The following is a 14,576-nucleotide window of genomic DNA, read 5'->3' on the forward strand; positions in this document are numbered from 1 at the left end:
CCATTACGTTATGAAAAATATAATAATCACGAGTGTATTTTTGTGCTTCTTTTCCTTTTCAAAGCTCCAAAGTCAAGCTATTGTTCTGGATAAACTTGTAAAGGCCGGAGATCTTAAGGTATTTCCCAGCATTTATAATGAGAATGAATACTACTATTTATCAGATCAAGTGCGTTTAGCCAAAGACAAGAATGGAAAACCGCAATTCTCCTTTCTCAGATGGGTAGAAAATGAAAGTACAACAGATAGTGAAGCGTCCTATAAGGATTCTGAAGGTGCTGGTGGCGGTATTGTTACAGCTCTGGTAGAACTACGCGTCACCGATGAACAGAGACAGGAAGCGGAGCAAGAATTACGAAGAATAAACCCCAGGGGGAAAATAAAAGGTCCTGTAATGTATCGAGGAGGTACTGTGGCTTTGGTATCTGCGTTCAATGCAGAAAACGAAGAATTCTCACAACAGGTATTAGGCCTTGGCCCTGCTCCTGTCTTGGATGGACAAAAAGCTTCTGTTTCCATTCAGCTGACCAAAAAAGGAGCCAAAATTTTGTGGGAGTCCTTTAAGACCAATACCCCTAACATTGTTTTTAAGTTCAATATGGAGATTGAAGGTTATAATTCGCCTATTTCCGCAAACATCAGTTTTGAATGGGAAAAAATATACGAGCATAAAAATTTTCAAGCAGGTATTGCCACTCCTGTACTAGCAGGAGAAGTGGAGGTTGCTGTAGAGGACATGATCAATAACAATACAATCAAAATAACGGAAATAGGGGAAGATGAAGATTTTGATGAAATCAGGACTACCGTAATGGAAATTGTCCGAACGGAGATGTTTGAATCGCAAGAAAACTCCTCTACACCCTCTTTGGCCCAATTTAATTCGAGCAGCGCCTCTAGGCCCAGTATGTTGGATAGAGCCTCTACATTGCTCAATAGGCAACGCCAAGACTACGAAAGAGACCGAAACAGAAGAGAAACCAATGCGGCAAGAAGGAATACTCCCGTACGGGAAAATAACCCTGTGGAAAACACAACAACCAATACAGAGAATGAAGATTCAGAAGATGAAGACACTGATATAGAACCCAGGGCAGGAGAAGCTGTTCGCCGTGCAAGTCCAAGTGACGAACCCTCAGAAGTACCTCCCTATGAAGGCACCAATACCTCCGATACACCGGAACCTCAAGCTCCGAGCATTGCCATTGCCGCCTCTTTTAGCTTTAAACAAATCAAAAAAACAGGGCGATTCAATTTAAGTTTAGAAAAATCATTACTCCGTAACCAGGTTATCAATTTTGATGAGGGCATAGGCCGTATCAAATGCAAAGATTGTTTTAGAATGGTCAACTTAGACGATCCTTTATACAAACAGCGGGAAATTTTAGCTTTTATAGATGGTATGAATACTGCAGATTTTGGCCAATACATCAACTTTGTCAATGTCCTTGTTCAGAAAAAGCACCAAAATGGAGATATCACCCAGCGGGAAATTCGTATTGATCGTAAAAATTTCAACCAAGGAAACAACTTCAAATTTGACCCTTATGGATGGAAAGGTGATAACAATCGCTCCAAATGGTTAGAATACAAGTATAAAACTACCTGGAGCTTTTTTGGGGGCCATGAAGTCAGTACCCCATGGACAAAACGAGAAGCGGGATCCATTGCATTGACACCTCCTTTCCAGAAAAAAGATCTTTATATAGAAACGGACAATAGTCTTGTTGAGGATTATAATGTACGCTTTGCAGAAGTAAAGATATTCTACACTCAAGGAGATAAGGAGAAAATAGAACGGGTGAGGATCGACTTTGCGAAAGAAGACCTTTCCAAACGTGTGTCCATTGTACAATTGGGAGATCAACTCGATTATCAATATGAGGTAAAATGGTTCATGAAGGGCAGAGCGCCTTTGGTACAAGAGAAAATGAAAGCATCGGACGAAACCATATACCTCAGTAATATCGGCCAATTTTAAAATCAAAAGACATGAAACAGTTTTTAAAAAAAATACAATTATGTTGTTTTTGGTGTATCGGATTTTTTTCCATAATTGCATTTTCACAAGATTCAGATGCCAATCAATTTCTTAGGGATCGCTTGATGGTCTACTATGTTGAAGACCCTTCTTCCAATCAGTATCGACTATTACAGACCAATGAAATTAATTCGGCAGAAAATCTCTTTGGGAACAATCCGCAAATGGAAGTTGCCCAAAATTTAATCCGTGACATATTTACGCCTGCCGAAGATGGGAGTTTTCAAGAAGATGTTGCACAAGCTTTAGGCAGTTACACCAAGCCTGTTGCATTATTCCTATACTATGACCAGGGTCCAGTAGACATTGAAATTGCATCGGCCAACTGGACCAATTGCATTGAACGTGGCCAATTTACCTCTTGCGTTACGGTTGAAGCCGATGACGAATATGCTGGAATCGTCCATTATGGTTCAAATCAAATGTCGCAAGAAGGATTATTGGAAACCAAAGGGCATTTGCTGCAATTATTTAATGAACTTGCCTATGGTTCTCAGCGATCAAGACCATTTGCAGCACTTTCCAACAATGTCATAGAACGAGCGCGAAGCACTGTTCATTTACCGGAAAGAGGATTTAGAATTCAAAATAGAGGACGAACCGTTCGATTCAATATTGGTCTTGCCCGATTGCGTGAGTTGGCTAGAACTCTTCAAAATCCGGAGATCCTACAACATATTCAAAGCACTATGCGTTTGTTTGAAAATGACAATGGCACAGCACATCTTTCTAGGGATGAAATTGATATGCCATTAATTTTAGCAATTGCAACGCGAGAATCTGGCTTGAGATTACCATTGGCTCGCGGAGAACGAAGATTGGTTAGTGCAGGAAGAGATGCCCATTCACGAGGGGAATCAGGCTTAGATTTTCTGTATGATCATAGAAATCACTTTCCATCAGCGATACAGTCTGAAATAATTAGGGTTAAGGGCAATTCAGCCGTCCAAGGGCATTTAATCAGGGAGAACACTAATCCTGCATATATTAAGGAGAAGCATATGTTAGCCTCTTTTATTGTAGAAATAGAAGTTCGCAAAAGAAGGTTTTTAACAAGATTTGAGCGCGCTTTCTCTGATAGTAACGGCTTTACTGCAGAGCAACGGCAAGAATTGTTGAACACCAGAAATACAGGGGCAATACGAGCCTGGACGCAAGCTGCTTTTGGAAGTAAACTTACGGAACTCCTAAATAGTATCCGCCAAGGGATACGTTCTGAACTAAGGAGTGGTGCCGAATTTTCCGCCATTATTCAAAATGATGAATTTAACCTTAATGCAATCGTCGTTAACGACAATATTATGCCTACTAATCTCAGTAGACAACGAACACGTTTATCCTTGGCCGAAGCTATGATCATAGCATCTTTTTTACCCAATAACCTCTAATAAGAAAATCATGAAACATACTATCAAGACCCATAGATTATTTCTTGTAGTCCTATTTTGTTTGATTACCATTCAAAAGGGTAGATCACAAAATGAAAACCCTCAAAGTACCATACAGGAACGCTTGAATGTGTATTATGTAGCCCAACCCAACACGGATACTAGTCCAATTCGAATAAATATAACTAATGAAGGTGATTTATTTGGTACCAACCCAAATATGAGGATTGCCCAACAATTGATTCGAGCCATATATTATGGAGAAGGAGAGCACGCCCTATTCAGGGCAAATGTGGCGCGCTTGTTGGCAGGCCGTACACAACCTATAGCACTGATCTTATATGATGACATGACTCCTTTGAGGGCAGAAATTTCGGATACCTGGACCAATTGCGTACGGAACGATCACTTTTTTGCTTGCGCTATTAATGATCCCGATCACGTATATGACCGGATTATAAATTATGGTTCCTTTCAAATGAATGAAGAGGGTTTGGAAGCAACCAAAAGAGGCTTTCTTAGACTATTCAGTGGTTCAACCAGTATTACAGGATGGTGGGATCGTTTAGAAAGGCCTGCTAGTGTTGATAGCTTAGACATTTGCTTGCCCTATAATAGAGATTATCCCACTTTTAGAAGCGCAGTAGTTTCCAACTCGGAAGAAATACGAAGGCATATGATATATCGTTCAAATCCTAATCATGCGGAAAATGTCATTGACAGAAGGCCTTATTTAAGGAATCTTCACGGGGCATATAGAGCAGCCGGAGTTCAAAACGGAGATCGTGTCTGCCTTTCTGCCATCATAATTTGGGACGAAAGGCATTATGCTGCATTTATTCGTTTTAGGCCTAGAGATATCCACACTTTTCCTGATGATGTCGTTACGGGAGAAACCAATAGAACCCAGCAAATACGAAACAGTATTGTAAATTCTCGTCGAGTTTCCCGAAGGATACCTAGAGAAAATCCAAGAATACGCATGAACTGCATGTTGGACCTCTTTGAACGTATAGGTCCAGAACGTGCCTGGAACATGAAAACCGTAAATCAAGAGGGTGTGGCCTTGTTTATTGATATGAGTGAGATGGAGAAAGGTAGAAGGTTGGCAAGAGGCATTCCACCACCAGAATATGAGTACTACCCTTTAAGGCAAATTGCAATCATGCTTCAAGGGCAAGAACGATATCGTGAAAATGATGAGCTATATCGGGAAGGGTTACAGCAAATTGAAAATAATGTCTATAATTCGGTATGGCTCTTTGAGAGAGCGGTTGCAAGCGGATCCAATATTTACGGCCCCAATTTCTATCGACTCAGAACTTGGATTAGGGAACAACAAGAGGATTCTGATCATGTATATTCTTGTTATGATCAATCCAACTGATTCATAAGTCGTATCACAATATTGATAAAAAGTGTTGAATTCCAACTGTATAATTGACTGAATACATAAATCAAAAACTGCTTTTCAACCAATTACACAGGTTTTCCCCACAACGATACAATTTTCAGTATAACTTTAGTATATTTCAATACATTTATTTGATTTTCAGTATTTTAAACACCCTATCACACCTTTTTAAATATCAAGAAAATGAAAAAAAACATTCTTATCGCATTGGGCTTTGTACTATCTATTTTTGTGACACAAGCTCAAAACTGTAGCACCTATTATCCTATGGAAGAGGGAGTAACATTCCAATATACTTCCTATAATAAAAAGGGAAAACAAGAAACTGTTGCAGATTACAAAGTTACACAGGTCAATACCGAAGGTACTTCCACAAACGCCACCATGCAAATTAGTCTTAAGGACAAAAAAGACAAAGAAATTTATGCCTCCGAATACCGGTTTTCCTGTGATAACAATACGGTTACCATTGATTATCAATCTTTGATTCCCAGTAGCATGTTCCAGCAATACGAGGGAATGGACATGGAAGTCTCCGGTACAGATATAGAGCTTCCCAACCAACTTAGTGTGGGGCAAGAACTAACTGATGCCAATGTCGCTATAAAGGTGAAAATGAGTGGCATTAACATGAATATGGCCGTAGACATGATCAACAGAAAAGTAGAGAAAAAAGAACAGGTCACCACCCCGGCTGGAACGTATGAGTGCTTGGTTATTTATAGTGACAACCGTACTAAAACCCTTGGCATCAACAAAACGTATCCGTCCAGAACTTGGATTGCAGAAGGCGTAGGTATGGTAAAGCAAGAAACGTATAACAAAAAAGGAAAAATCATAGGAAGTACTATGCTAAGTAGTTTTGGCAAATAGCTTAAAATAAAAGCTCTAATTATTTTTTCACAAAAACAGTTCCTGAGAAAATCAATTTCCGACTTTCTTAGGAGCTATCATTTCTGCTTCAAACAGCGCCCTAAAATGTTTTAGTAGTTTCTCTTTCACTTCTTCCAATGGAATTTCTCCCCGTCCAAGTTCCACGTTTAAAGAAGTTACTCCTTTCCCTTTAATCCCGCAGGGAATCATATGATCAAAATACCCCAGATCTGCATTTACATTCAGCGCAAAACCATGCATGGTCACCCATCTACTGGCACGCACTCCCATAGCGCATATTTTTCGGGCAAAAGGTGTTCCTACATCCAACCATACACCAGTTTCTCCAGGAGATCGTTCCCCTTTAAGATTGTACTCTGCCAGTGTTAAAATTACCATTTCTTCTAAGAAACGAAGGTACTTATGAATGTCCGTAAAGAAATTGTCCAAATCCAAAATAGGGTATCCTACAATTTGACCTGGTCCATGATAGGTAATATCCCCTCCTCTATTAATCTTATAAAAACTTGCTCCTTTGGCCTTAAGCTGCTCTTCCGAAACCAGAAGGTTACCCATATCCCCGCTTTTACCCAAGGTATATACGTGGGGATGCTCCACAAACAAAAAATAATTGGGGGTATGCTCCGCAGTCCCTTGCCTGCGATTATTAATCTTGATCTGTAAGATAGATTGAAAAAGGTCTTCTTGATAATCCCAAGTTTCCTTGTAATCCCTATTGCCTAAATCCTGTATTTGAATAGCCTTGTTCATCCTTGCAAAGATACAAAGACGATTTCAGTACTCAATCTTCCAACTCCACTTCAAAACTAATGGATTCTGGATCTTTAAGCATCTCTAAAAAGCTGACTTGATATACCATGGTCTTCCCATCTACTGTAAAAGTGGCATCTTTTGCTGTTGTAGATTTTACTTTGCGCGGAAAGTGGTAGCGGAAGGTATAAATAGATCCCGTTAAAAAGGTTTCCGTTTGCTTGGATTCCTCCAGGCTTTTCTGAAAGGCTTCCTGATCCGTAATGGTCACCTTTCTGCTAAAGGTATTGTTGGAAAAGGAATATGTTACCTCAGACGTGGGCTTTTGGGATTTTACAGGACTCTTGGATTGTCCATTAACGGTTTGTGTAGAGGTTATGGCACTTGCATTTTGAAAGTCGTTTAAGACGTTCCCAATATCATTGACCGATTTAAAATCAGAGAAAAGATCAAACTTCATAAGCTTTTCATCTGGGTTCATTACCATATGCATTTTAAAGTTTTCCAGTTTTTTGAGCTTATCCTGCTCTTCTTGGGGTAGTTTGGAAATACTATCTCTTTTCTCATCAAAGATCTCTTTGAAAGACATAATGGAATCTATGGGTTTTTCAAACTCATCGGAGGATGGCGCTCCCATTTCATTCATAGTTTCCAAAAGTTGTGATCCGTCAAACTTCAGGGAAATCTTTCCAGATCCATCCTCTTCCACATATATTTCTTCAGTAAAATTACAGGAAGACATTGCGATCAAAACGCCAATACAGGCAAGTAGCTTAATAAATTTCATGTTTTGGGTGATTAGTTGGTTCATTCTTTTCTCAAAAATAAGCATTAGAAATATCTTTGAATAACCCTTAAGCGCTAAAAATATTGTGTCTTTATGATCTTCTATCGTATTTAATTGGGATTGTTCAATATGACCAAGGCTGCTATTACGCCGGGCACCCACCCGCACAAGGTCAATAGAAAAACAATGATTATAGATCCGCAACCCTTTCCGATAACCGATAAGGGAGGGAAAATTATGGCCAAGACCACTCTCCAGAAACTCATAGTTGATTTTGATTTTTGATTGATGTACTAGATTAGACAACATTATGTTAATTTTGTTACACTCCATACCAAAATATCTCTTTCAAAGGAACATTCTCGCAAGAGGAGATTGAAAGATTACCCTAGAGTAGTTATATTTGCAGCCTTAAAAAACACCATTATGCAACTCTCTGAGCAAGAAGTTATCCGAAGGGAAAAATTGAGCAAATTGCGGGATTTGGGCATTGATCCATATCCTGCAGAACAATACCCTGTAAATGCTACTTCCAAAACTATTAAAACAGCTTTTGAAGAAGGAAAACAGGTGATTATCGCTGGTAGACTTATGGCTGTTAAGGTTCAGGGAAAAGCTTCTTTTGCAGAATTACAGGATAGTGAAGGCAGAATTCAACTGTACTTTAACCGGGACGAAATTTGTCCGGGAGAAGACAAAACCTTGTACAATGATGTTTTCAAGAAATTATTGGACTATGGGGATTTCATTGGTATAGAAGGAGAATTGTTTACCACTAAAGTTGGTGAAAAGACGGTCATGGTCAAGCAATTTTCCGTACTCAGCAAAGCCTTACGCCCCTTACCCCTACCTAAAGAGAAGGATGGTGTAGTTTATGATGCTTTCACAGACCCTGAAATGCGTTATCGCATGCGCTATGTGGATCTTGCCGTGAACCCACAGGTAAAGGATGTTTTTGTGAAGCGTACCAAGATTATGACTACCATTCGTAATTTTTATAATGATATGGGCTTTTTGGAAGTGGAAACGCCCATTTTGCAATCCATTCCCGGAGGAGCCGCCGCTCGTCCTTTTGTTACGCATCACAACGCCCTGAATATCCCTTTATACCTTAGAATTGCCAATGAACTCTATTTAAAAAGACTGATCGTTGGTGGTTTCGATGGTGTATATGAATTTGCAAAAGATTTTAGAAATGAAGGAATGGATCGTACCCATAATCCTGAATTTACCGTAATGGAAATGTATGCGGCCTACAAGGATTATAACTGGATGATGGATACCACAGAGAAATTGCTGGAAAAAATAGCGCTTGATCTGCATGGTTCCACTACGGTGTCTTTTGATGGTCAATCCATTGATTACAAAGCTCCCTACAAACGTGTAGGCATTCTAGATGCTATTAAGGAGCATACTGGCTATGATCTATATGGGAAATCAGAAGAGGAAATTCGTGAAGCAGGAAAAGCGCTTGGTTTGGAAGTAGATGAAACCATGGGAATCGGGAAAATGATCGATGAGATTTTCGGTGAAAAATGTGAGCATTTATATATACAACCTACCTTTATTATTGATTATCCTGTTGAGATGAGTCCGCTGACCAAAAAACACAGGACAAAAGAAGGTCTTACAGAACGTTTTGAGCTGATGGTAAATGGTAAAGAATTGGCGAATGCCTATTCCGAGTTGAATGACCCCATAGACCAAAGAGAACGTTTTGAAGATCAGTTAAAACTCTCAGAAAAAGGAGACGACGAAGCCATGTTCATTGATCATGATTTTCTTAGGGCCCTAGAATATGGAATGCCACCAACTTCGGGAATCGGCATTGGTATTGATCGACTTACCATGTTCATGACAGATAATGTCTCCATTCAAGAAGTGCTTTTCTTCCCGCAAATGCGTCCGGAGAAAAAACCTTTGGAACTTAAAGACAATGAAAAAGCCATTTTTGATTTGTTGAAGAAGGAAGAACGCATTGGATTGAACGATTTAAAACAAGCAGCAGGCTTGAGCAATAAGGCTTGGGACAAAGGCATTAAGGCCCTTACTAAATTGGGGGTCGCCAAAGTCATCAAAGAAGGGGAACAGCTTATTTGTGAACTTCAGGACCATTGAAGGACTGAGGTTCACTTATAGCATGAAGAGGGAAGCATGTTCTCTTAGAAAATGTAGGGCTTTGGACATTTGAGCTTCAACCGCTTTGATGGATATGCCCATATCCAATGCGATTTCCTTGTATTTCTTTTTTTCAAATTTGCTTTTCACAAAAACTTCCTTACAACGGGGCGGAAGCGAATCGATCAAGCTGTGCAATTTATGTAAGCGGGACTCTTGTTCGTCATTTTCGGTACTATTCATTTCAAATAACACCTCCCAACGTATCGTATCCAAGACATCCAGCCTTCTTTTTTCTTTTCTAAGGTGCATCAAAAATTGATTGTGACAAGATTTAAAAAGATAACTTTTTAAGGAAGTCGTAATAAGTATTCGTTCTTTTTTTTCCCAAATTTTAATCATGGCTTCCTGTACCACATCTTCCGATATAGCGGCGTTTCCGCTTAACTTATAAATGTAATTGTACAAATAATTATAATATTCAGAAAACAAAAATTTATAAGCCAAGGCATCTCCTGTTCGTAGTTTTTTAAGTAATTCCTGTTCGGACATTTGAGCCAATCTAAAAATCAAATCTAATAAAAAAATAAAAAAAGGTAGGGTTTTTTAAATAATCTGCATCATAGAGACAAATAGTCTTCTCAATATGCAAAAACCAGTAGTGTTAATTGATAAATTCTTGAATCATGAAATATCCGATCAGGAACGGGAAATCCTAAAAAAGTGGGTAGAAGAGAGCGATGAACATCGGATAGCCTTCAAAGAACACATTCAGACCTTTGACCTACAAGCTATGGAAAAGGTGGATTCCGACGCTGCATACCAAAAATTCCTGAAGAGCATTTCACAAAAAACAGCCAAACGGAAGGTACGTACCCCTATCTATCGTTATGCCGCTATATTTATTGCCCTGTGTTCACTGGGATGGTTTGCCCTTTACTTGATCAACTCAAATACAGATCCTGCTATAGATGCCGTTGTTATTGAAAAGGATTTTTTACCACAGGAGCAAATTGTATTGAAATTGGCCGATGGTAGCACAGAGACCATAACCACAGCTGCAAACGGCATTGTAACTGATAAAGAGGGAAATATCATTGCCAATACCAATCAAGGCATTTTAGCCCTTAATACTTCTACAGCACATTCAACTGCTCTTAACGAAATTAGCATCCCCTATGGGACCACTTACAAAATACAGCTTTCCGACAATACCGTGGTATGGCTCAATGCAGGTTCTACGCTTAAATTCCCTCAGAACTTTAAAGGTACCCCCAATAAGCGGGAAGTATTTTTGGAAGGGGAAGCCTTTTTCGATGTCACCAAGAATGAAGAAAAACCTTTTTTCGTACATGCTAGAGACCTTCAAATTGAAGTACTTGGAACGCAATTTAATGTTTCTTCCTATGAAACGGATAAGGCTATAAAAACGACCTTGGTAGAAGGGGCTGTTCATGTTTTTGAAACCAACAATCCTGAAAATCAGTTACAGCTTTCACCCAATGACCAAGCTGCATACCAAAGAGAACAGGGAACTTTGGACAAACGAAAAGTCGATCCCAATATCTATATCGATTGGATGCACAATAAATTGATCATTGATCAGCTAGAATTTTCAGAAATCCTAACCCGATTGGAACGAAGGTATAATGTTAGGATTATCAATAATGCTCAACATTTAAATCAAGAAATCTATAATGGCGAGTTTCAAAATGAATCCATAGCGGTCATTCTGAATACCATTGCCATGAGTACACCATTTACGTATGAGATAAATAATAACATCATTACCATAACAAAGTAAAAAAAGGAGAAGTGTTGCACCACCTCCCCTTTAATATTGATCATTAAAAACGAGTATTAACAATCAGACACCCTAAAATTATGAAAAAAAGTAATCATTTGGGCGATGTTCAACATGAAGAACGTCCAAACAGCATGTATCTAAAAATGAAATTGAGTCTACTTTTATGTTTTTTATTGGTATTTCAGCTTTCTGCCAATACGGTTTTCTCACAACATAAAATAGCCTTGAATTATAGTGAAACTCCCCTTAAAAGTGTGTTACAGGAAATCAAAGCACAATCGGGTTATCGTTTTTTTTATAATGTAAAAGAGATTAACGACAATCAGAAAATCTCTATAAAAGCGGATCAAGAACCACTAAAAATGGTACTGGATAAACTGGCACTCCTCGGGAATTTTGCCTTTTCCATAAACGAAAAACAAATCGTGTTGACAAAGAAGAGTGACCTTTTAAATGACACGACTGACCCTAAATCTCAGGAAAAAGAAATCAAAGGAACGGTCAAGGATGAAAATGGAGAACCCTTGGCAGGTGCCAATATTCTGGTTAAAGGAACTACCATTGGTACCCAAACCGATTTTGATGGCAACTTTACCATCGATGTTCCCGATGGCCAAGATATCCTGGTCATCTCTTTTATTGGGTACGCCTCCACGGAAGTATCCATTTCAGGGAAAGATTTTGTCACTGTAGTTTTAAAAGAAAATGCGGCCCGTTTGGACGATGTCGTGCTCGTAGGCTCTAGAAACCCTAATAGGACGTCAACGGAAAGTAGTGTTCCAGTGGATGTCATAGACGTTACGGAAATAGCATCCTTGGCTCCACAAACATCGGTTACACAGATACTGAATTACGTTGCGCCTTCGTTTACCTCCCAATCACAGACAGTTTCCGATGGAACCGATCATATTGATCCGGCATCCCTAAGAGGTCTTGGACCAGATCAGGTCTTAGTTCTCATCAATGGAAAAAGAAGGCATTCTACTTCTTTGATCAATGTGAACGGTACTGTTGGTGCGGGTAGCGTGGGAACCGATTTAAATTCTATTCCCACTGCAGCCATAGAACGTATAGAAGTATTACGCGATGGTGCCGCCGCACAATATGGTTCGGACGCCATTGCTGGAGTCATCAATATTGTTCTCAAAAAAAATACAGGCAAACTAGATTTTACCTTGACCACAGGGGCCAACTTTAGTGAGAACGGGAATCAGTTTGACGGAGGAAGTGATGGCGAAAAAGTGCAATTGGATGCCAACTATGGCCTTCCTATAGGAGATCAGGGCGGATTTATAAATTTTACCGGATCATTGGCTACGCGCCAACCTGCATTGAGAAATAGGGATTATTCCGGGGATATCTTCAGAGGATTCCATGGCGCCGAGCGTATTTTTGCCGCCAATGGTGGAAATGTTGCCGAAATGACCTTACAGGATTATGCCAATGCAGCCCAAGACATATCGTACCTTGATCAAGCAACGAAAGATCAGATTGCCGCTTTGGACTTAACCAATGCTACCGGTGTTGATAGTCTTAGGTCACTTTTGGATTTTGATGCCGATGAAGACGAGCTTGCCGCACGCGGACTTAGCAGAAGCGATTTTAGGTTTAGAGTAGGTACTTCCAAATTGCGAGAGGGAAAATTTTTCGCCAATTTATCGGTTCCTCTTGGGGAAACCACAGAATTGTACAGTTTTGGAGGCATCAGCTATCGTCAAGGTTTGGCTTCTGGTTTTTATAGAAGACCTGCACAAGGGGATGGAAGAGCCAATACTCCCGCTTTTCCCAATGGCTTTTTACCCGATATCAAATCCGATATTGTAGACCGTTCCTTCGCCTTCGGTATTCGTGGTGAAATGGAGGGTTGGAATATTGATTTTTCGCATACCTATGGACAAAATACCTTCTTTCTCACTGTAGAAAATTCCAGTAACGGAACCTTGGGGGTTTCCACACCGAGAAATTTTGATGCGGGGGGATTTGGGTTCACTCAAAATACGACCAACTTGGACATCAATAAATTCTACGAGGATATTTTTGAAGGGTTCAATGTGGCTTTTGGAGCAGAATATAAAGTGGAGAATTATGAGATTACCGCAGGGGAAGAAGCCTCGTATGCCAGTTTTGACATCAATGGAAATGTGGTAAACAGTGCCACTCCAGATGCACTTTTGGTCCGCAATAATTTCACAGGGGTACCGCTAGGTGGAGGCGCCCAGGTATATCGAGGATTTGATCCCGGGAACGCAACGGATGAATTCAGAAATAACATTTCCGCTTATATTGACTTGGAGGCAGATTTTACTGAAAATTGGTTGTTGAGTGTTGCCGGGCGTTATGAGAACTATTCGGATTTTGGGGAAACCTTCAACTATAAAATAGCAACAAGATTGGAACTGTCGGAAAATTTGGCGGTAAGGGCAGCCAATAGTAGTGGTTTTAGGGCCCCCTCTCTGCACCAACAGTTTTTTAGCAGAACCAGTACCGTTTTTGTGGACAATCAACCTTTTGAACAAGGTACCTTCACCAATGATAGTAGGGCAGCAGCACTAATAGGTATCGATCCTTTAAAGGAAGAAACTTCCAATAGCCTTAGTGCAGGATTAACCGGAACTTTTGGGAACTTTTCTATCACCGTAGATGCCTATCAGATCAATATTGATGACCGAATTATTTATAGTGGTAGTTTTGGCAACGGAGGAAACCCCGAATTAACGGCAATCTTTGATGCTGCAAATGCCACAAGCGCCCGTTTCTTTGTAAATGCGATCGACACCCGATCAAGAGGGCTGGATATTGTAGTATCCCATAAAGCCCAATTGACCGAAGATATGCGTCTCAGCAATAATTTTGCGGCTACTTTTACCGAAACCGAGGTACAAGATGTTTTTGTTCCTGAATTAATTGCCAATGCGGGTTTAAGCGGGGCCTTTTTTGACGGTCAGGAAGAAGCTTTTTTAACCTTGGCACAACCCCGTACCAAGTTAAACCTTACCAATACCTTATCGTATAAAAATTGGGAGGTGCTGTTACAAAATGTCTTTTTTGGAGAAGTCACTGATCCTGACGATTTTAATGGTGACGCCCGTGTGGCAGGAACCCAAGTCAGTGATGATGCCATTTATGGTGGAAAAGTGATTACGGACCTCTCCTTTTCCAAAACCTTCAGCGACCGCTTCCGACTAACCCTTGGAGCCAATAACCTATTTGATGTGTATCCTGATGAAAATAGAGCCGGGGGCACCTCCGGAGATCAGTTTGTATACTCCAGACGTACATCACAATTTGGATATACCGGTAGGTTCTTATTTGCGAGAGTTAATTTCTCTTTATAATCAAGTATGTTTAATTTTTGAGTCGATGGACCTCTCTTCGGA

Annotated in this window: 11 protein-coding genes; 7 read left to right on the top strand and 4 right to left on the bottom strand. The window is 40.0% G+C overall.

Features of this window, described 5'->3' with window-relative positions; all coding sequences use genetic code 11:
- Positions 1–10: 10 nt before the first annotated feature.
- From ACEXOE_RS17390 to ACEXOE_RS17405, 4 genes are all read left to right on the top strand, one after another.
- Positions 11–1,981, top strand: coding sequence for a hypothetical protein (locus ACEXOE_RS17390; protein ID WP_394750116.1), 1,971 nt, complete (start codon positions 11–13; stop codon positions 1,979–1,981).
- 11 nt (positions 1,982–1,992) lie between these two features.
- Positions 1,993–3,429 (top strand): hypothetical protein, encoded by a 1,437-nt coding sequence (locus ACEXOE_RS17395; protein ID WP_394750117.1) that lies wholly within the window; start codon positions 1,993–1,995, stop codon positions 3,427–3,429.
- A gap of 10 nt (positions 3,430–3,439) precedes the next feature.
- Complete coding sequence (locus tag ACEXOE_RS17400) at positions 3,440–4,816, top strand: hypothetical protein (protein ID WP_394750118.1); 1,377 nt, start codon at positions 3,440–3,442, stop codon at positions 4,814–4,816.
- A gap of 210 nt (positions 4,817–5,026) precedes the next feature.
- Positions 5,027–5,716, top strand: coding sequence for a TapB family protein (locus tag ACEXOE_RS17405; protein ID WP_394750119.1), 690 nt, complete (start codon positions 5,027–5,029; stop codon positions 5,714–5,716).
- Between the two features lie 51 nt (positions 5,717–5,767).
- Here the strand turns inward: ACEXOE_RS17405 and lipB are convergent, their stop codons facing one another.
- From lipB to ACEXOE_RS17420, 3 genes are all read right to left on the bottom strand, one after another.
- Positions 5,768–6,487: a lipoyl(octanoyl) transferase LipB gene (lipB, locus tag ACEXOE_RS17410; RefSeq protein ID WP_394750121.1), complete on the bottom strand. Its 720-nt coding sequence runs from the start codon at positions 6,485–6,487 to the stop codon at positions 5,768–5,770.
- Between the two features lie 31 nt (positions 6,488–6,518).
- Positions 6,519–7,274 (bottom strand): hypothetical protein, encoded by a 756-nt coding sequence (locus ACEXOE_RS17415; protein ID WP_394750123.1) that lies wholly within the window; start codon positions 7,272–7,274, stop codon positions 6,519–6,521.
- 110 nt (positions 7,275–7,384) lie between these two features.
- Complete coding sequence (locus tag ACEXOE_RS17420; RefSeq protein WP_394750124.1) at positions 7,385–7,540, bottom strand: YqaE/Pmp3 family membrane protein; 156 nt, start codon at positions 7,538–7,540, stop codon at positions 7,385–7,387.
- Between the two features lie 160 nt (positions 7,541–7,700).
- Here ACEXOE_RS17420 and lysS point away from each other — a divergent pair, with 160 nt between their 5' ends.
- A complete protein-coding gene (gene lysS / locus ACEXOE_RS17425) occupies positions 7,701–9,392 on the top strand; it encodes a lysine--tRNA ligase (protein ID WP_394750125.1) in 1,692 nt (563 codons plus the stop codon).
- 15 nt (positions 9,393–9,407) lie between these two features.
- On the opposite strand, the gene ACEXOE_RS17430 is transcribed toward lysS, so the two are convergent.
- On the bottom strand, positions 9,408–9,944 hold the full coding sequence (locus ACEXOE_RS17430; RefSeq protein WP_394750126.1) for an RNA polymerase sigma factor: 537 nt from the start codon (positions 9,942–9,944) through the stop codon (positions 9,408–9,410).
- Between the two features lie 94 nt (positions 9,945–10,038).
- On the opposite strand from ACEXOE_RS17430, the gene ACEXOE_RS17435 reads away from it, so the two are divergent.
- Both ACEXOE_RS17435 and ACEXOE_RS17440 read left to right on the top strand, forming a co-directional pair.
- Positions 10,039–11,196, top strand: coding sequence for a FecR family protein (locus ACEXOE_RS17435; protein ID WP_394750128.1), 1,158 nt, complete (start codon positions 10,039–10,041; stop codon positions 11,194–11,196).
- Between the two features lie 80 nt (positions 11,197–11,276).
- Positions 11,277–14,534: a TonB-dependent receptor domain-containing protein gene (locus ACEXOE_RS17440; RefSeq protein WP_394750129.1), complete on the top strand. Its 3,258-nt coding sequence runs from the start codon at positions 11,277–11,279 to the stop codon at positions 14,532–14,534.
- Positions 14,535–14,576 lie beyond the last annotated feature (42 nt).

The sequence above is a fragment of the Spongiimicrobium salis genome (genome assembly GCF_043678055.1).
GTDB lineage: Bacteria > Bacteroidota > Bacteroidia > Flavobacteriales > Flavobacteriaceae > Spongiimicrobium > Spongiimicrobium salis.

What these genes read in the sequence shown, in the direction of transcription:
- ACEXOE_RS17430 (WP_394750126.1), bottom strand. Translation starts at nt 9,944, where the DNA reads ATGTCCGAACAGGAATTACTTAAAAAACTACGAACAGGAGATGCCTTG.
- ACEXOE_RS17415 (WP_394750123.1), bottom strand. Translation starts at nt 7,274, where the DNA reads ATGAAATTTATTAAGCTACTTGCCTGTATTGGCGTTTTGATCGCAATG.
- ACEXOE_RS17390 (WP_394750116.1), top strand. Translation starts at nt 11, where the DNA reads ATGAAAAATATAATAATCACGAGTGTATTTTTGTGCTTCTTTTCCTTT.
- ACEXOE_RS17400 (WP_394750118.1), top strand. Translation starts at nt 3,440, where the DNA reads ATGAAACATACTATCAAGACCCATAGATTATTTCTTGTAGTCCTATTT.
- ACEXOE_RS17435 (WP_394750128.1), top strand. Translation starts at nt 10,039, where the DNA reads ATGCAAAAACCAGTAGTGTTAATTGATAAATTCTTGAATCATGAAATA.
- ACEXOE_RS17405 (WP_394750119.1), top strand. Translation starts at nt 5,027, where the DNA reads ATGAAAAAAAACATTCTTATCGCATTGGGCTTTGTACTATCTATTTTT.
- lipB (WP_394750121.1), bottom strand. Translation starts at nt 6,487, where the DNA reads ATGAACAAGGCTATTCAAATACAGGATTTAGGCAATAGGGATTACAAG.
- ACEXOE_RS17420 (WP_394750124.1), bottom strand. Translation starts at nt 7,540, where the DNA reads ATGAGTTTCTGGAGAGTGGTCTTGGCCATAATTTTCCCTCCCTTATCG.
- ACEXOE_RS17440 (WP_394750129.1), top strand. Translation starts at nt 11,277, where the DNA reads ATGAAAAAAAGTAATCATTTGGGCGATGTTCAACATGAAGAACGTCCA.
- ACEXOE_RS17395 (WP_394750117.1), top strand. Translation starts at nt 1,993, where the DNA reads ATGAAACAGTTTTTAAAAAAAATACAATTATGTTGTTTTTGGTGTATC.
- lysS (WP_394750125.1), top strand. Translation starts at nt 7,701, where the DNA reads ATGCAACTCTCTGAGCAAGAAGTTATCCGAAGGGAAAAATTGAGCAAA.